The sequence below is a fragment of the Streptomyces sp. NBC_01235 genome (assembly GCF_035989285.1).
GTDB lineage: Bacteria > Actinomycetota > Actinomycetes > Streptomycetales > Streptomycetaceae > Streptomyces.
Map to the genome: position 1 here is coordinate 10,379,149 of NZ_CP108513.1, position 16,915 is coordinate 10,396,063.

Genomic DNA, 16,915 nt, shown 5'->3' on the forward strand with positions numbered 1-16,915 from the left:
CCCATGCTGGAGATCAACGACGTACGGGCGGGCTACGACCGCACCACCGTCCTGCACGGAGTGACCGTCGCCGTTCCGAAGGACGGCGTCGCGGCCGTCCTCGGGCACAACGGCGCCGGCAAGAGCACCCTGCTGCGGGCCGCCATGGGCCTGATCAAACCGACCGGCGGGACCGTGCGGCTCGACGGCGAGGACATCACCCGCCTTGCCCCGCACCAGCGGGTCGCGCGCGGGATGGCGTACGTCCCGCAGGGCCAGCAGTGCTTCCCGCACCTCACCGCCGCCGAGAACCTCCAACTCGTCGCCGACGGCCGCTCCGAGGGAAAGGAGGCGATCGCCGAGGCCCTGGACCTGTTCCCCGTCCTGCGCGAGCTGTCCGGCCGCCGCGCCGGACTGCTCTCCGGCGGGCAGCGCCAGCAACTCGCCATCGCCCGGGCCCTGGTGACCCGGCCGCGGCTGCTCCTGCTCGACGAACCGACCGAGGGCATCCAGCCGTCCGTCGTCGCCGAGATAGAGGAGACGATCCTCTCGCTCGCCCGGCGCGGCGGACTCTCCGTCCTCCTCGTCGAACAGCACGTCGGCTTCGCCATGCGCGCCGGCCAGCACTACCACGTCCTGGAGGCGGGCCGCGTGACCTCCTCCGGCGAGGGCGGAACGGGCGCCGAGCACACCGTACGGGCCGCGCTCAGCGTGTGAGGCCGGCCGAGGCAGAGGACCTGTCGGGCGGATCAGTCGCAGGACGGCAACGGCGGCCGATCAGCTCGGACGCGCAGGCCGGCCTTGCGCCTGCGGCATGGGTGCGCCGGACGGCCCCGGGCGGTCGAGGGGGTCGACCGCCCAGGTGGCGGCCAGGGGGCCGAACCCGTTCTCGGCCGCCTGGGCCGCCATGCGGGCGTTCCGCGCCCGGGCCTCGGGCCCGTCCGGCAGGTGGAAGTCCTCGCCCGCCCGCGCGGAGCCGGCCTGGACGCCGGTCGCGGCCGAGAGCCTCCGGCGCACGTACCGGTCGAGCGCGTCGGGTACTTCGGCCGGCGTCGCACCCGCGAGGGCGTCGCCGAGCACGGCGGCGTCCAGGATCGCCTGCGCCGCGCCCTGGGCCTGGAACGGCACCATCGCATGGGCGCTGTCGCCCAACAGGGTCACCCGCCCGATGTTCCACCGCTCGAGCGGGGCACGGGTGTGGATGCCGTAGCGGAACACCTGCCCAGCGCGTTCGAGGACACCGAGCACCCGGGAGTCCCACCCGTCGAACTCGCGCAGTTGCTCTCCCTGCTCCGCCCGGGCGGTCCACGACTCCCGCGCCGCCTTCGTCCCGAACACGGCCACGACGTTGAGCAGTTCACGACGGCGCACCCAGTAGTGGACGAAGTGACGGCCCGGGCCCAGCCACACCCCGGTGTCCGGCAGATTCAGATCGGCCACCTCGTCGGCCGGGAGCAGCACCCGGTAGGCGGCGGTTCCCGAGAAGACCGCCTGCTCCGCGCCGAAGAGCCATGCGCGGGCCGCGGACCGCACCCCGTCCGCGGCCACGACCAGGTCCGCGCGCAGGCGTTCCCCGCCCGCCGTGGTCACGTACGCGGCGTCGTCGTCCTGGTCGATGCCCACGACGACGGTGTCGAGGCGCACCGACTCCGGGGGGATCCCGGCAGCCAGGGCATGGTGCAGATCGGCCCGGTGGACCTGCAGATAGGGCGCCCCGAACTCCTCCTCGGCCTCGCGGCCCAGTGTGTAGCGGCAGATCTCGGCTCCGTCGGACCAGGTGCGGAAGCTCAGGTGGGAGGGACGAGCGGACTGGGCGGCGACCGTGTCGAGCAGGCCGAGCCGGCGCAGCACGCGCGTGGCGTTGGGCGCGAGCTGGATGCCGGCACCGACCTCGCCGAACCGCGGTGTGCGCTCGACGAGAGTGACCTCGCAGCCGGCCCGGCGCAGGCTCAGCGTCGCGGCCAGCCCACCGATGCCCGCCCCCACGACGATCGCTCTCACGCCGGTCCCCGCTTCGTCATCGCCGTCAGCATCGCGCAAAGCTCAGTTACAGAATGACGCCGCGAACCCCAGGTTGTGGCTGAAGGGCCGCTTCCGCTCCGGTGATGGTCATTGGTGGTCATTGGCGGTCAGTGGTGGTCCACCACCGTTTGGGGGCCCGGGGTGACGAGGCGGATCTACCTCAGTCGTCGAGCAGCCGCCATGCGGCCAGGGCGAGGGCGGCCCGGGTCGCGGCCGGCCTGCTGCTCTTCGCCGGATGCGAGGACTCCCGAGGCGGGCCGCCCCTGCCGCCGACCGGGCCGTCCGCGATCACCGCGTGTGTCACGGCGGCGGGGGAGCTGACGGCCGACCTGAACGACGACGGCCGTCCCGACCGCGTCGCCGGCCCTTCCCGGAACGGCTCCGGCGACGTCGTGTCGCACTCCGGTCCTCCGCATCTCGGGCCCCGTTCCGAGGCCACGCGCTTGCGGCGTCGACGACCCTGCCGGGCTGTCACCTGGAGCACCCCACCGCGCAGGAGGTTGCCGATCGGCGAGCCAGGGCTTGACGCTGACACTCGGTGCCGGTGCCGGTGCCGGTGCCGGTGCCGGTGCCGGTGCAGGGAGCACTGAGATTATCCGTCAATACCGGTAGGGGAGTTGAACGGATCCGGTCACTTCCGGAGGGCCTTGTACCGGTCCGCGAGTGCGTGGAACACCTCCTTCGGTTCCCAGGGCAGGTCGGGGTGGGTGCGCTCGGCGGCGGGGACGCCGCTCCGGTCGTCGAGGACCTTGACGATGCCGTAGGAGGCGAGGTCCGGGTCCGGGCCGGAGGTGCGGTGGGGGGTGGAGTAGCCGGCGAAGCTGAACCAGAAAAGCGAGTCGACGCCCTCCTCCTCGAAGACGGGCAGCAGGTCGTCGAGGTAGCGGACCTGCTCGCCCTCGTCGCGCACAAGGCCGGGCTTGGGCGTGACGCCGTCGGCTTCCATGGCCATGTACCAGCCCGCGCCGCCGTAGTCGCCCGCGCCCCGGTAGGTGCAGCAGCCGACCTCCAGGATCGCGACCGGCTTGCCGTGGGCGAACTCCTTGCGCAGGTCGTCGCGGTAGGTGGCGGCGTTGCGCAGGCCCCGGAAGGCGTCCAGGCCGACGATGTCGAACGGGCTCCAGTCCACGCCGTCCAGAGGACAGGAGGCGTAGCTGACGAGGCCCCCGAAGACCGGGCGTACGGCGTCGACGACCTCGCCGAGGAACGCGTTGACCTTGTCGGGGATGTCCTTGAGGGCGGCCTCGCGGCCGGGGCCGGCCAGGACCGGGACGCGGGCGCTGAAGGTGTCGCCGGGCAGGTATCCGCGCGCGAACAGACTCAGTTCGCAGCCGGTGACCAGCCGGACCGCGGCGCCGTCGCGACGCAGCCGTTCGGCTCGCTCGGCGCAGTCGACGAAGTGCGGCAGCATCTCCTCGTTCGTCATCTCGCAGGGAAACGGCGAGAACCAGACTTCCAAGCCGGCTGCCGCCGCGTGCCGTGCCGCGGTCTCGATGCGGTCCGGGTCGCCGCCCGTGATGCGGACCGCGGTGCAGTGCAGGTCCTCCGCGATGACCCGCATCTCCCGCTCGACGACCCGGGGGTCGAACTCCGGACGGGACGTGTCGCCATTGGGAAACGTGCCCGTGTCGTAGTGGATGCCCTTGCCGCGCATGACCGACTCCTCCAATAAGAATCGCTGTGTATCTTATCGACGAGGTTAAGATACATGACGTGTCTAAAGAGTCGACAGGGTCCCCGCGCAAGCGCCGCCGAGGGGCCGAGCTGGAGGCCGCGCTCCTGGAGGCGGTCTGGGACGAACTGGTCGCGGTCGGCTACGAGAGGCTGACGTACGAGGCGGTGGCCGACCGGGCCGGCACGAGCCGTCCGGTGCTCTACCGCCGCTGGCCGTCCAAGCGGGAGCTGGTCCTGGCCGCGCTGGCCCATCAGGCGCCGCCGCTGCCGGACGGGCCGCCCGACACCGGCGACCTGCGCGGCGACGTCCTGGCCCTGCTGCGTCTCGTCGTCGGACGCACGCGGGAACTCGCCCCCGTGCGCGAGGTGCTCGCCGCGGAGGAGGGGCGGGCGACGGAACTGTCCGCCTATGTGGCGTCACGCAACCAGGGGCCGGGCCATGAGTGGATGCGGACGGTGCTGGAACGGGCTGCCCGGCGGGCCGAGATCGACGCCGTCGAGTCCCTGCCCGACCGGCTGGTCACGCTACCGGTGGTGCTCGTCCTCCACGATCTCTTCATGGCCCGCCGCACTCCGGCGGACGGCGAACTGGAAGAGATCGTGGACCGGTTGTTCCTGCCGCTGGTCCGCCACGGGAGGGACCGCCCCGCCGTTCAGTGACCGCCCGAGGGACGGTCGCAGCCGGTGTGGTCGGGGTAGCCGTCGAAGGCGTCCGCCTCCACGGTCGCGCGGTTCATGCTGCCTTCCAGGCACATCGGTTGGCCGTCGATGAGGAAGCCGACACCGGTGGAGCCGTTCTGGTACGACTGCACGCTCCCGGCGGAGTAACCGAGGGCGGTCAGCGCGCCGCGGGTGCTGTCCGGGGCGAAGTCGCCGCGCTCGCGCAGCGGTTCCAGCGCGGCCTCGATCCGCCGGGCCGCCGCGAGCCCGTCGCAGCGCTGCTGACCGTGCAGGGGGATGGGCACCATGAAGCCGTGGTTCTCGGCGTAGTGGTCGACGGGGGGCGTGGCCGGGGCGGAGGTGTTCCCCGTCGGGGAGGGCGTCGGGGTGGGGCTCTCGCCGGGACACGGGAAGTCCACCGGCGCACTCGGCGTCCGCCCCGTGGCCCGCGCGGACGCCCCGGCGCCGGCCTCGTCGTCCCCGGCCCGATCGGTTCCGCACCCCGCGGCCACCATGCCCAGTACGGCCAACAGCGGCATTCCGAGCCGGACTTGGGTCCGTCTGCGCTTCGTCATGCACCGATCCTCGCGCGCGTCGCGGCAGACCGCATGAGTACCCCTACTCATGGGGACGAGCAGCCAGGTGCACCCGGCGCGCGGCTCAGACCCGGATGAGTAGAGGTACTCATGCCCGGCGGCCGGTGCCCGGGACATCGTGGGGCTGTCACCTCCTCGGTGTTCGAAGGGGAGGGACGCCGCCCGGATCCGACCAACGGAGGACACCGTGAACGTCTCTCGCCGCTTCCGCTCGCTCTACGTCTCGGCGACGGACAACTGGCTCTCTCGCGCCTACCTGGCCGTCGTCGGCGCCGCGCTCGCGTTCGTCGCGTTCGACACCCTGTTCGTCTCGCACCCGGACGCCTCCATGGCCGGCGTGGTCCCCTGGCTGCTGACCGCCCCGCTGAGCCTGCTGCTCACCCTCCTGCCCGACGCCGTCCTCGACGGCACCGGCTCGTTCATGGTCCTCTACGTCGTCGGGATCGCGGTGTCCGCCTTCGTCAACGCCGCCGTCCTCGGCGCCTGCCTGCACCGGCTCCGCCCGACGCCCCCGCGCGCCGCCCCCACCGCCTGATACCGGCCGGACGCACGAGCCGGCCCTGCCGTCGGGCCGGTAACGTGACCGCCGTGATGGTGGGAACCCGGGAGACCCGGCTGGTCGTACTGCGCGGCAACAGCGCCGCAGGCAAGTCTTCGGTGGCGGCCGGCCTGCGGGACAGGTTCGGCCGCGGCCTGGCGTTGGTCGAGCAGGACAACCTCCGCCGGGTCGTGCTGCGCGAGCGCGACCGGCCCGGTGCGGCGAACATCGGGCTGATCGACGCCGTCACCCGCTACGCCCTGGACGCCGGGTACCACGTCGTCCTCGAGGGCCTCCTGTACGCCGACCGCTACGGCGCCATGCTCGCGCGACTGCGAGAGGACCACCGCGGCCCGACCCACGGTTACTACCTCGACATCCCGTTCGCCGAAACCCTGCTGCGCCACGCCGGCAAGCCGATCGCCCACGAGGTCGGCGAGGCGGACCTGCGCGACTGGTACCGGGACCTCGATCTGCTGCCGGGCGCCGTCGAGACCGTCATCGGTGCCGACAGCACCCTCGCCCAGACCGTCGACCGCATCATGCGCGACACGGGCCTGGACCGCCTCCCTGCCCGGGAGAACTGACACCCGCCGGGAGGGGACGGGTGTCGCGGTCGTCGTCACCCCACGGCATCGAGCGCCTCCGCCAACCGTGAGACGGCCGTCAGGTCCGGCACAGCGTCCAGAGCCGCGACGACCTGACCGCTCGCGAACTCGCGCTGCGCCGAGGTCACCGCCGGATCGATCGCGCACTCGGCCTGGACGCGGACGTAGTTCAGGGCCGTGGCGAACAGCGTCGAGAACGAGTCCAGGCCCTTGACGACCGGGCCGCCTCCCGCATCCCTGTACGCCCGCACCAGTCGCCGGGCGCAATCGGCGTCGAAACCGTTCCCGCCCGACCACACGTACACGGCCTGTGCGAGTTCTCGCCCCGCCGAGATCGGTCCGGCGTTGTCCCAGTCGAGGAGGACCGGCCCGGCCCGGCCGACCAGAACGTTCTGGGGCTGTACATCGAGATGTGACGTCACCAGATCATCCGCGCCGGACGGAGTGACATGCGGTGCGAGTTCCGCGGCCGACGTGGCGATGAACCGGCCCAGAGCGTCCGACCACGGCATGCCGGCCCGCCGCACCTCCTCGTGGAGCTTCGCCCACTCGGCCTCCCCGGGGCACTGCTCGTACCAGGAATCCGGTGTCCCGCCCGCGCCCGCGCCGGCCGTGTGCAGGAGGGCCAGGGTCCGGCCGCACCAGCTCAGGATCTCCGGATCGGACGCGTCCGCCCGAGTCCCGTCGACCCAGTCGTACAGCTTCACGCAGGACCCGTCGGCCGAGGGGCCGAGCCGTGAGACGTGGGCGCCTGCGCGGTTCGGCAGCAGCCGCGGCGAGGCGATTCCCAGCTTCTCCGAGGCGTTGCGCAGTGCCGCCTCCCGGAGAACCTGTCCTTCGTCACAGCCGAAGAGAAGCTCCTTCACCGCCCATGAGGAGCCGTTCCCGGACAACTTCCAGATCTGCCCCAGCGCGCCCCGGGTGACCGGTTCGACAGTCCACGGCCCGGCGCCGAGTGCGTAGGTGTCCGCGATGGAGACGGCCATGTTCTGCATGTACGTACCTTTCCGGCTGCTGGACAGGCCAAGGGCCTGCGGGAACCTGGCATGCCCACCGGCCCGGTGTCATCGGGCAGTCGCCTTGGCTACGGCTTGATGCCGACCCCCGTCCAGAGGCTGACCTCGGCGTCCGTGGCCTCGACGGTGCTGTCCGGGCGCCAGCGGTGGCCGACCGTGACGCCGGGGTCGAGGAGGTCCAGGCCGTCGAAGAAGCGGGCGACGTCCTTCTGCGAGCGGAACTGCACCGGCGTGCCGGCGCCCGTGTAGATGTCGGTGACCTTCTGCCAGGTGGCCGGGTCGAAGTCGGGCGTGCAGTGGCTCAGGGCCAGCGCGCTGCCCGAGGGGAGCGCGGCCAGCAGACGGCCGACGATGCCGTACGGGTCCTGGGCGTCGGTGACGAAGTGCATGAGGGCGTTCAACGACAGGGCCACGGGCCGGCCCCGGTCCAGGACCTCGGCCAGCGCGGGCGCGTTCAGCAGCGTGTCGGGGTCGTTGACGTCCGCCTCCAGGTAGGTCGTGCGGCCCTGGGCGGTGCTGCGCATCAGACGTTCGGCGTACTTCAGGACGAGCGGGTCGTTGTCGGCGTAGACCACCCGCGCCTCGGGGACCACGGACTGGGCGACCTGGTGCAGGTTCGGTTCGGTGGGGATGCCGGTGCCGATGTCCAGCCACTGGCGTATGCCGTGCTCCTGCGCGAGGACCCGGGTGGCCCGGTGCATGAAGGCGCGGTTCTCGCGGGCGCACACGAAGATGCCCGGGTAGGCCGCCGCGACGGTCTCGGCCGCCTGCTTGTCGACCTCGAAGTGGTCCTTGCCGCCGAGGTAGTAGTCGTACATCCGGGCGGAGTGCGGCCTGCTGGTGTCGATGTCCCGCGCGGCGTTCGAGGTGGTCATCCTGTGCCTTTCGGTGTGTACGTGGGGGGTGTCGGGCAGGCCGGGGGTGGCCGGGTCCCGCCCGTCCGTGCTGGGGCGCGCTCGGGGTCAGCCGGCGGCGAGATGGTCGGCGAGGCCCCGTTTGACGCCCGCGACGAACGCGGCGATCTCCTCGGGGGTGTAGATCAGCGCCGGACCGGCGGGATCGGTCGACTGCCGCATCGCCACGCGACCGTCGGCGAGCTGTTTCGTCTGCACGCACTGGCCCCCGTTGGGGCCGCTCCACGGGGACTCCCAGCCCTGCTCGCCCAGGTCGGCGGCGGGCATCCCGTTGTAGACGTGGTGAACGTGATGAGCGCGACGAGCGTGATGGACGTGGCTGTCCATGCCGTCGATGCCGGTCATGAGTACTCCTTGCGCATACGGTTCAGGAGTGACCTGCTGTCCGTGTCCGAGGTCAGCAGGGACATGCGGTTGTGCGCCTCCAGATGCGCCGCGACGTCGGAGCGCTGGTCCAGGTACACGGCACCGGAGAGGATCTCGGTGTAGACGATGTCGGGCAGTTCCGGTTCCTCGAACCGGAAGTAGGTGAACGGGGCGCACGCACCCACGTGGGCGCCGGCCGTGAACGGCACGACGTCGACGCTCACGTGCTCCAGTTCGGAGACCTCCAGCAGCCGGTCGATCTGCTCCCGCATCACCTCGGGCCCGCCCACCACCCGGTGCAGCACGGCCTCCTCCATCACCACCCACAGCGTGGGGGCGTCGGCTCTCTCCAGCAGGCTCTGGCGGCGCATCCGCAGGTCCACACGCCGCCGCAGGTCCTCGTCACGGTCGTTGGGGAAGCCCCCGCCGAGGACTCCGCGCGCGTAGCGGGGGGTCTGCAACAGCCCAGTCACGTAGTGGGGTTCGTAGGTGCGCAGGGTCCTGGCCGCGGTCTCCAGGCTGACGTAGGCGCTGAACCAGTTCGGCAGCACATCGCGGTACGGGTGCCACCAGCCGGGCGCGTTGGCCCGCTCGGCGAGGGCGACGAACTCCTCGATCTCCTGCCGGGCGGCCCCGTAGAGCGCCAGCAGAATCTCCACGTACAGCGGCTTGAGGCCGACCTCCGCCTTCTCCAGACGGCGGATGGTCAGGGGCTTCACCCGCAGAGCCCTGGCCGCGTCCTCCAGCGACACGCCCGCGTTCTGCCGCCGCTCCTGAAGCCGCCGGCCGAGGATCATGCGCAAAACGGTGGGCGCACTGGTGCTGCCCGTGCCCGAACGGCCTTCGCTCACGCCCTACCTCCTGAAGGACTGTCACCGACACGAGTCTGACAGCGGCTTGAAGACGCGACCAGACCGATACCGGCTCGCTGAAATTATCAGGCAGTCGGTTGCAGCTTGAACTTGGGTGCGAGCATAGTTACTTGTGTGAACCGCGCCGCCGAACACGAGCGTTCCCCTGGCAAGCTCCCGCATCCCCAGTGGAGTTGGACCGCCCCTACGTTCACGGCGCAGTGGCCCGTTCGGAACACCCCCTCCTCATGGGCCCCTTGCTCACCTTCCCCGGCCTCTGGCTGCTCCCGCCCCCCACGGAAGGCGACCACCGTGTCCCCCCACACGACTTCCTCCCCCCAGCCCTTGGACACCTGGAGCCGCGACCGGACGCACTGGCTCGAACTCCCGGCCCACCGCTCCAGCGTCTCGCTGGCCCGCCGCTCCATGAGCGAACGGCTGGCCGCGTGGCGGCTGCCGGGCGAGCTGTGCGCGGACACCGTCCTGCTCGTGTCCGAGCTGGCCACCAACGCCGTGCGGCACACGCTCGGCACCCGGTTCCTGTGCGGTGTCGGGCTCGTCACGGACGGGTGCCTGCGCCTGGAGGTGCACGATCACGACCGCACGGGCCGCGGACTGCCCCGCTGCGAGCCCGGTCCGGACGACGAGGGCGGCCGCGGACTGCTCCTCGTGGAGCAGCTCTCCTCGGCCTGGGGAGTGGACCGGTCGAGACTCACCGGCGGCAACGCGGTGTGGGCGACCCTGACAGGCTGAGCGGGCCACGCGGCGGGACGGCGCGAACTCAGGCGCCGGCAGGCGTCAGTTCGGCCAGCAGCAGGGTGCGGTCGTCGGCTCCGGCCGTGCCGGAAGGAGCGTGCAGGAGCCGACGGCACAGGGACGGCAGCGCGTCGTGGTCGTCGCCGTCCACGGGCCCGACGGCGGCGGCCGCGTCCACGGTGCGCGCGAGGCGGGTGATCTCCTGGTCGATGTCGGCGTCGCGGGACTCGACCAGACCGTCGCTGTAGAGCACGAGCAGGGCCGGATCCGGCACGGACAGCACGGTCTCCTGGTAGCTGCCCGTGCCGAGCCCGAGGGGCAGGCCCGCTCCGGTCAGCGTGACCGGGGCCGTCCGGCCGTCCGGGCCGCGCAGCAGCGGGGGAGGGTGTCCCGCGCCCACCAGGGTGCAGGTGCGCCGCCGGGCGTCCCACTCGGCGTAGATGCAGGTCGCGAAGGAGACGCCGGGGGAGTCCCCGGCGAGCGTGTCGAGCCGTCCTATGAGGTCGGCCGCGGAGATGTCGAGTCCCGCCAGCGTACGGACCGCGGTGCGCAGTTGGATCATCGCGACGGCGGACTCCGGACCGTGCCCCATGGCGTCCCCGACGATCAGACTGACCCGGTCGCCCGGCCGTTTCAGCACGTCGGACCAGTCACCGCCGACGAGGTTGCCCCGACCGGCGGGCAGACAGCCGTGCGCGGTGCGGCACCCCCCGAACTCCTGGGCCGTGCCGGGCGGCAGACTGTTGCGGATGGCCAGGGCGATGCGCCGCTCACGCTCGAAACGGCGTGCGTTGTCCAGGGCCACGGAGGCCCGCGCGGCCAGCGCCTCCACGGACGCCACGTCCGCCGGTGTGAACGGAGCCCGGCCCGCCCCGCGCGTGCAGGTGACGAAGCCGATCGCGACGTCCCGCAGCCGCAGGGGGACGACGAGGAAGGACGACACGCTCAGGAGGTCGCCGAGGCGGGCGTCGACGTCTCCGGAGGCTATGAGCCGCTCCGAGGTGTGCGGGTCCACCGCGTCGAGCACCTGCGCCTGCCCGGCGGCGAGCGCGCGGGCGTGGGGTGTCTCCCGGGGGAAGGCGATCACCTCGCCGACCGGCAGCATGCCCTCCCAGTCCTCGAACGCGCCCGGCCCGACGCGCAGCGCCAGCCGGCGCGCCTCGATCCGGGGCGCGACCGCGCCGACATGCGCGTGCTCCTCGACACGCCAGCGCTCCAGCAGGTGCACGGAGGCTGCTTCGCAGAACCCCGGGGTCAGCGCGTGTACGACGTGGCTGCCGGTCATGTGCAGATCGAGTTCCGAGCCGATGACATCGGCCGCGGGGGAGAAAGCCGACCGGCGGGGCGAGGGCAGGGCGGGGAACGCGTCGTCGGTGCGGCTGTGCGGTTCGTTCCGCAGGGTCGTGCCTTTCCAGTGGGGTGTCCGGCCGCGCGGCGGGGGATCAAGGATCACCGCGCGCCGTCGGCAACTATATGATGAAGCGTCAAGTTACCTGGTGGGTAGGGAAGTTGCGGTACCGGGGCGGATGGAGGCAGGGGGTGAAGGACTTCGGACGGCTGGGCCTCGTCGAACGCCGGCCGGGCGCGACCGACGCCCCTGCTGCCTGCCGGGATGCCGGTGGAGTCGGAGGTCACCTTCGCCGCCGAGCCGGCCCCGCAGCTCGGCCGGAACCTGGCGACCCCGCACGTGCCGCTCGCCGCCGACGAGAACCTGCGGGAGGCTTGGCCACCGCCACCGCCACCGCCACCGCCCTCGCCACCGCCACCGCCCTCACCCTCGCCACCGCCCTCACCACCGCCACCGCCCTCACCCTCGCCACCGCCCTCGCCACCGCCCTCACCCTCGCCCGAGCCGCCGGACGACGAGGTGTCGACGGGCTTCATCGGCAAGGTCGCCCGCTTCCCCGGCAACCGACGACGGACCACGGGGACGTGAGCGGGCAATGACACGTTCCGACGTCCACGACACGGTCGTCGTCGTCGTCGGCCCGGCGGGCGCCGTCGCCGCACTCGTCCACCCGCCTCCCGCGCGGACGCCTACACGGTCGAAGATCATGCAGGGTGACCTTCGGCACATCGGAGGTCTTCGGCCGCGTGAGTGGTTTCACCCTGCACTTGTTGCTCATGGCGCACTGTTGCCGCAGGGCGAGCACGTGTCACCCGACCTTTGACGTTGCGTCAGATCGCCTTCCGGAGGCGGAAGGAGGGCTGGACACTTACCTTCAGGTAAGGGGAGAGGGCTGTCGGGAAGTGCTCTCGTCCGCCACTCCAGCCCCTAGTCTGTTGCCAGACCCCCCACAGGGCCTTCCCCCGCAGCGTGGGCGGGACTCCCGCCCCGCACCACCGAGAACAGGCGGCCGAGGGCATGAAACCACTGCGCCCAGAAGACCCCGAGCACCTGGGGCCCTATCGCCTCGTGGCCCGGCTCGGAGCAGGCGGTATGGGGCGGGTCTATCTGGCGACGTCGTCGGCCGGCCGCACTGTCGCGGTCAAGGTCATTCGTCCGGAGATGACCGAGGACAAGAACTTCCGTATCCGCTTCCGGCGCGAAGTGGCGGCCGCGGCCGCGGTCGGCGGTGTCTACACGGCACCCGTGGTGGATGCCGCGCCGGACGACGAGACGCCATGGCTCGCCACCGCCTACGTACCCGGCCCCACCCTGGCCGAGGCGGTCGCCGAACACGGTCCGCTGCCCGTGGAGACGGTCCTCGCGCTGGGCGCGGGTATCGCCGAGGCCCTGATCGCGGTGCACGCCGAGGGACTGGTGCACCGCGACCTCAAACCGTCCAACGTGCTGCTCGCGGCGGACGGCCCGCGCGTCATCGACTTCGGCATCGTCCGCGCCCGGGACGGCTATGAACTCACCGGCTCCGGAGCCCTGTTCGGTTCCCTCGACTACATGTGTCCCGAACAGGCCACCGGTGATCCGGTGGGGCCGGAGGGAGACGTCTTCTGCCTCGGTTCGGTGCTCGCGTTCGCCGCGTCCGGACACGTGCCGTTCAGCGGAGCCGCGCCGGCCGCCCTTCTCTATCAGGTGGTCCACGGTTCGGCCGACCTGACCCTGGTGCCCGAGCCGCTGGACAAGATCATCAGCCTCTGTCACGCCAAGGACCCGGCCCTTCGAATCAGCCCCGACCGGCTCTCCGCGGCCTGCGCTCCCGGCGGCGCCGAACAGGTGCTGACGGAGGGCTGGCTGCCCGCACCGGTGGCCGCCATGATCGCCGATCACCGGGCGGCCACGATGGACCTCGACCGCCTCGCGCCAACCCCGACCCCCGCACCGGCCGCTTGGGCCGACGTACCCGACCCGGAGCCGCCTGCGTCCGGCCGGCGCGGCTCGGCGTACGCGACGGTGGGGTGGTCGGCGTACGACACAGCCGCCGCCGGGGACGGCGCGGCCGGTTCGCGTCGCGCTCTCGGAGTGGGTGGGGCCCGTGACAACGCCGCCGACGGAGCAGATGGCGCCCGCGGCGCGGGGCGCACCGCCGACTCACCGGAACAGGAACCTTTCGTCATCCCGGAGGGACCGGCGCCGGAACGTTCCGCTGCGCCCGTTCACCACCGCGCCCCCGCACGCTCCCGTGTCTCCCGGCGCGTGATCCTCGCCGCGACCGCCGGCACGGCCCTCGCCGGGGGCGCGGCCCTCGCCGTCAGAGCAGGGACGGGCGGACAAGGGGTGCGCCCGCTCGGCCCGGCCCCCGAGCCGGCCTGGATCTACCGCGGCGGCCCGCTGCTGCAGGCCCCGGCCGTCTTCAACGACGGCACGGCCCTGATGAAGACCCGCCCCGGCAACATGATCTGCCTCGACCTCGAGAACGGCTCCCAGCCCAAATGGGTCTACCAGGGCATCAGCCTCTCGCCCACCCCCGTCCAGCTGATCTACGGCGCCGCGGTCGCGCTCGGCACCGGCGCGACGGTGATCGGCGTGGACCCGGCCGGCGGCGCCGAGCAGTTCACCCTCGACTTCGGCCAGGATTTCGAGTTCACTCAACTGCTCGGCAGCTACGACGGCTACGCCGTCTCGGTCCTCGGTGCCAGGCTGCGGCGTCAGTCGGCGGAGCAGGGCGTCGCGACCTCCACCAGCGCCGTCTTCGGCGTCGACCTCAAGGCCCGCCAGGCCGTCGTCATACCGATCGACCCGGAGGACGTCGGCGTTCCGCTGCAGCCCGTCATCACCTCCGACTACTTCGTCTACGCCGACGGACTGCGCAACGTCTCGGTCCGCTCCACCCGCGACGGCGGCAGTCTGCGCTGGCGGCACCAGGTGGGCTACGACCTCCGGCCGGGTCTGGCCGTGCTCGGCCAGACCGTCTTCGCCATCGGCTCCGAGTTCATCGCGCTGGACCTGAGCACCGGAGCGGTCCGCTGGAAGGCGAAGGCCGAACGCGGCATGTTCGCCTCCCTCGGGGCGGGTGGCAACACGGTCTACGCCACCGGCACCGACCCCTACGGCGTCCACGCCTTCAACGCGGCGAACGGCTCGCGACGCTGGTTCTGCGAGACCCCCCGCCTCGGCGTCGACAACCCGATCGCGGTGGGGGCGCACGCCGTCTACGTTCCGGCCTTCGAGAACAAGAACGGCTTCTACGCGATCGACACCGCCTCCGGCCGCCTGCTGTGGAACTTCACCGACGGCCGCGAGACCGGCGTCAACGACTGGCAGCTCTCCTGCGACGGAGCCGGACACCTCGTGGCCCAGCATTTCGACCGGGCCTACGGACTGCCCGTCACCTGAGGACCGAGGCAGCGCCCCGCAGCGCCTGACGCCGGCCGGCCGTCTCGCGACCAGGCCGGCGACCGGACCGTGTCGGCGTGACCGGTTGGCGGAGTGCCCACGCGTTCGCCGGTGCGGACGTCCCACAGGACGACCGTACGGTCGTCGCTCCCGGTCGCCAGGGTGCGGCCGTCGGGCGAGAAGGCGAGGGCGGCGACGCACAGCCGGTGCCCCGTCGTCAGGGCGCGTGGTGCTGCTTCGGCGGCCGCCCGCTGCGGCATCCGGCGCTGTTCCGCTTCGTCCGGCTGCGCCGGAGAGGCGGGGGCCGTGAGCTCGTGCGGCGCACACCGGTCGCCGCTTCGGCGGGTGTCTCCCCGAGGTGTGAAGGCCTTCCACTCGTCCCTGCACAGGGGTTGTCCTGACATTCACTGCGCACCTAGGGTCACTCACCGGAGCAAGCGCTTTCACCGCTTCATGACCCTGCACGGCGACCACCCCACTGGCCCCCGAGGAGCGCGCATGGGCATCCGAGTCAGTCACGCGTACGGCGAGCACATCGCGGTCGCGGCGGCGGACGGGACGGAGATCCTCCGGTACGTCTACCGTCCCGACCCCGAGGCGTTCGAGGCGCGCAAACCCTACGCCCACCCGGTGCGCACCCTCGGCGGACGCACCGTGACCGGCTACCGGCCCAGCGACCACCGCTGGCACAAAGGCCTGCAGATGACGGCGAGTCACCTCTCCGGCCAGAACTTCTGGGGCGGCAACTCCTACGTCCACGGGCAGGGCTACCTCGCCCTTCCCGAGCGCGTCGGGTCGATGCGGCACGACGGCTTCTGCGAGTTCACCGTCGACGACGACCGGCTCGCCGTCACCGAGGAGCTCACCTGGGTCGCCCACGGCGGCGAGGAGTGGGCACGCGAACGGCGCGGCCTCGCCGTCCACTCCGTCGACGAGGAGGCCGGAGCCTGGGTGCTGGACTGGTCGATCCACCTCACCAACGTGCGTGACGCGCCGCTCGCCTTCGGTTCCCCGACGACCGCGGGCCGCGAGCTGGCCGGCTACACCGGCCTGCAGTGGCGCGGCCCCCGCGACTTCACGGGCGGCACCGCCTTCGCCCCCGACTCCGACGTCGACGCCGGAAAACTGATGGGCACCCAGGGGCCCTGGCTCGCCTTCACCACCGAGCACGACGACGTCGACGGCCACTCCACCCTCGTCTTCGCCCACGCGCCCGAGAACCTCGACGAGAAGACGGCGATCCACGCGTCGCACTGGTTCGTGCGTGCCGAGCCGATCCCGACGGTCGCGTTCTCCTGGGCGTTCTTCGAGGAGTTCGAGCTGCCGCCCGGCGAGTCCTTCGCCTACCGCTACCGGGTCGTCGTCGCCGACGGCGCCTGGGACCGCGACCGCGTCGGCACGCACCTGGCGGGCCTGCCGTGGTGAGCGCACCGGGGCCCGCCCTTCGGCATCCGCTGCCCGGCGCCGTCGGCCTCTCGCACCTCACCGCCTACGACTGGGAGGCCGCCGACGGCGTGTGCGGCGGCAGCCCGCATCTGCACCTGGTGTGTACGGAGGCGTACGTCGTCACCGGCGGCCGGGGCGCGGTGCAGACGCTGAGCCCCGACGGCTACCGGGACATCCCCCTGCAGCCCGGCTCCGTCGCCTGGTTCACGCCGGGCACGGTGCACCGCATGGTGCAGGGCGGCGATCTGCGCATCACCGTGCTGATGCAGAACAGCGGCCTGCCCGAGGCCGGGGACGCCGTCTTCACCTTCCCGCCCGGGGTACTCGCCGACCCAGAGCTGTACGCGGCCGCGGCGACCCTGCCACCCGGCACGGGACCGGAGACCGCGACGGCGGCGCGGCGTCGCAGGGACCTCGCCGTCGAGGGCTATCTCGCCCTGCGCGAGGCCCTGGTCGCCGGGGACAGCGGCCCGTACCTGGAGTTCCAGCGGGCGGCGGCCCGGCTGGTGCGCGACAAGGTGCCCGGCTGGCGGGAGCTGTGGCGGGGCGGCGCCCTCGCCGCCGCCGAGCGCACGGGATCCCAACTCGACGCCCTCCACGGTGGCGACCCGGCCTACCTGCGCGAGGCGACCGCGTACGAGACGGCGCCCACCCGGCTCGGCGGCTACGGCATGTGCGGACGCAGGGACGAGTACGCGCTGCCCGGGACCACGCTCCCCCACAAGCCCGAATAGCGGGCGGTCAACAGCGGATC

At 72.3% G+C, this 16,915-nt stretch carries 19 protein-coding genes and 1 riboswitch; of the genes, 9 read left to right on the top strand and 10 right to left on the bottom strand.

Going from position 1 to position 16,915, the window contains the following annotated elements; genetic code table 11:
- Positions 1-3: 3 nt before the first annotated feature.
- Entirely contained in the window at positions 4-696 is a 693-nt protein-coding gene (urtE, locus tag OG289_RS46530; RefSeq protein ID WP_327320061.1) for an urea ABC transporter ATP-binding subunit UrtE, read from the top strand.
- A 60-nt stretch (positions 697-756) separates the two neighbouring features.
- Here the strand turns inward: urtE and OG289_RS46535 are convergent, their stop codons facing one another.
- The 3 genes from OG289_RS46535 to OG289_RS46545 form a co-directional block, all read right to left on the bottom strand.
- Positions 757-1,980: an FAD-dependent monooxygenase gene (locus OG289_RS46535; RefSeq protein ID WP_327320062.1), complete on the bottom strand. Its 1,224-nt coding sequence runs from the start codon at positions 1,978-1,980 to the stop codon at positions 757-759.
- Between the two features lie 181 nt (positions 1,981-2,161).
- Positions 2,162-2,305 carry a hypothetical protein gene (locus OG289_RS46540; RefSeq protein ID WP_327320063.1) on the bottom strand — a complete coding sequence of 48 codons (144 nt, stop codon included), beginning with the start codon at positions 2,303-2,305 and terminating at the stop codon, positions 2,162-2,164.
- 130 nt (positions 2,306-2,435) lie between these two features.
- A riboswitch (SAM riboswitch) is annotated at positions 2,436-2,544 on the bottom strand.
- A gap of 88 nt (positions 2,545-2,632) precedes the next feature.
- Positions 2,633-3,655, bottom strand: coding sequence for a hypothetical protein (locus tag OG289_RS46545; RefSeq protein WP_327320064.1), 1,023 nt, complete (start codon positions 3,653-3,655; stop codon positions 2,633-2,635).
- Positions 3,656-3,714: 59 nt separating this feature from the next.
- Between OG289_RS46545 and OG289_RS46550 the strand changes: the two genes are divergently transcribed.
- A complete protein-coding gene (locus tag OG289_RS46550) occupies positions 3,715-4,335 on the top strand; it encodes a TetR/AcrR family transcriptional regulator (RefSeq protein WP_327320065.1) in 621 nt (206 codons plus the stop codon).
- On the opposite strand, the gene OG289_RS46555 is transcribed toward OG289_RS46550, so the two are convergent.
- Positions 4,329-4,910, bottom strand: coding sequence for a hypothetical protein (locus tag OG289_RS46555; RefSeq protein ID WP_327320067.1), 582 nt, complete (start codon positions 4,908-4,910; stop codon positions 4,329-4,331). The two genes, OG289_RS46550 and OG289_RS46555, sit on opposite strands and share 7 nt — an antisense overlap.
- Positions 4,911-5,118: 208 nt before the next feature.
- On the opposite strand from OG289_RS46555, the gene OG289_RS46560 reads away from it, so the two are divergent.
- The gene (locus OG289_RS46560; RefSeq protein WP_327320068.1) at positions 5,119-5,466 is read left to right on the top strand and encodes an SCO4225 family membrane protein; all 348 of its coding nucleotides are present in this window, start codon (positions 5,119-5,121) and stop codon (positions 5,464-5,466) included.
- A gap of 56 nt (positions 5,467-5,522) precedes the next feature.
- Positions 5,523-6,056: a kinase gene (locus OG289_RS46565; RefSeq protein WP_327321010.1), complete on the top strand. Its 534-nt coding sequence runs from the start codon at positions 5,523-5,525 to the stop codon at positions 6,054-6,056.
- A 35-nt stretch (positions 6,057-6,091) separates the two neighbouring features.
- Here OG289_RS46565 and OG289_RS46570 read toward each other — a convergent pair whose 3' ends face one another.
- The 4 genes from OG289_RS46570 to OG289_RS46585 all read right to left on the bottom strand — a co-directional run bounded on the left by OG289_RS46570 (position 6,092) and on the right by OG289_RS46585 (position 9,224).
- Positions 6,092-7,072, bottom strand: coding sequence for a phosphotransferase (locus OG289_RS46570; RefSeq protein ID WP_327320069.1), 981 nt, complete (start codon positions 7,070-7,072; stop codon positions 6,092-6,094).
- Between the two features lie 89 nt (positions 7,073-7,161).
- Entirely contained in the window at positions 7,162-7,968 is an 807-nt protein-coding gene (locus OG289_RS46575; protein WP_327320070.1) for an SAM-dependent methyltransferase, read from the bottom strand.
- Between the two features lie 87 nt (positions 7,969-8,055).
- The gene (locus OG289_RS46580) at positions 8,056-8,334 is read right to left on the bottom strand and encodes a DUF397 domain-containing protein (protein WP_327321011.1); all 279 of its coding nucleotides are present in this window, start codon (positions 8,332-8,334) and stop codon (positions 8,056-8,058) included.
- 14 nt (positions 8,335-8,348) lie between these two features.
- The gene (locus OG289_RS46585) at positions 8,349-9,224 is read right to left on the bottom strand and encodes a helix-turn-helix domain-containing protein (RefSeq protein WP_327320071.1); all 876 of its coding nucleotides are present in this window, start codon (positions 9,222-9,224) and stop codon (positions 8,349-8,351) included.
- A gap of 312 nt (positions 9,225-9,536) precedes the next feature.
- Here OG289_RS46585 and OG289_RS46590 point away from each other — a divergent pair, with 312 nt between their 5' ends.
- Positions 9,537-9,977 carry an ATP-binding protein gene (locus OG289_RS46590; RefSeq protein WP_327320072.1) on the top strand — a complete coding sequence of 147 codons (441 nt, stop codon included), beginning with the start codon at positions 9,537-9,539 and terminating at the stop codon, positions 9,975-9,977.
- Positions 9,978-10,005: 28 nt separating this feature from the next.
- Here OG289_RS46590 and OG289_RS46595 read toward each other — a convergent pair whose 3' ends face one another.
- Entirely contained in the window at positions 10,006-11,433 is a 1,428-nt protein-coding gene (locus OG289_RS46595; RefSeq protein WP_442819044.1) for a PP2C family protein-serine/threonine phosphatase, read from the bottom strand.
- A gap of 269 nt (positions 11,434-11,702) precedes the next feature.
- On the opposite strand from OG289_RS46595, the gene OG289_RS46600 reads away from it, so the two are divergent.
- Both OG289_RS46600 and OG289_RS46605 read left to right on the top strand, forming a co-directional pair.
- Positions 11,703-11,927 (top strand): hypothetical protein, encoded by a 225-nt coding sequence (locus OG289_RS46600; RefSeq protein ID WP_327320073.1) that lies wholly within the window; start codon positions 11,703-11,705, stop codon positions 11,925-11,927.
- A gap of 418 nt (positions 11,928-12,345) precedes the next feature.
- Positions 12,346-14,715: a protein kinase domain-containing protein gene (locus OG289_RS46605; RefSeq protein ID WP_327320074.1), complete on the top strand. Its 2,370-nt coding sequence runs from the start codon at positions 12,346-12,348 to the stop codon at positions 14,713-14,715.
- Here OG289_RS46605 and OG289_RS46610 read toward each other — a convergent pair.
- Positions 14,694-15,119, bottom strand: coding sequence for a WD40 repeat domain-containing protein (locus OG289_RS46610; RefSeq protein WP_327320075.1), 426 nt, complete (start codon positions 15,117-15,119; stop codon positions 14,694-14,696). The genes OG289_RS46605 and OG289_RS46610 overlap by 22 nt on opposite strands.
- 94 nt (positions 15,120-15,213) lie before the next feature.
- On the opposite strand from OG289_RS46610, the gene OG289_RS46615 reads away from it, so the two are divergent.
- Positions 15,214-16,140, top strand: a complete 927-nt coding sequence (locus tag OG289_RS46615; RefSeq protein ID WP_327320076.1) for a PmoA family protein — start codon at positions 15,214-15,216, stop codon at positions 16,138-16,140.
- On the top strand, positions 16,134-16,895 hold the full coding sequence (locus OG289_RS46620) for a cupin (RefSeq protein ID WP_327320077.1): 762 nt from the start codon (positions 16,134-16,136) through the stop codon (positions 16,893-16,895). The genes OG289_RS46615 and OG289_RS46620 overlap by 7 nt, the downstream gene beginning before the upstream one ends.
- Positions 16,896-16,915 lie beyond the last annotated feature (20 nt).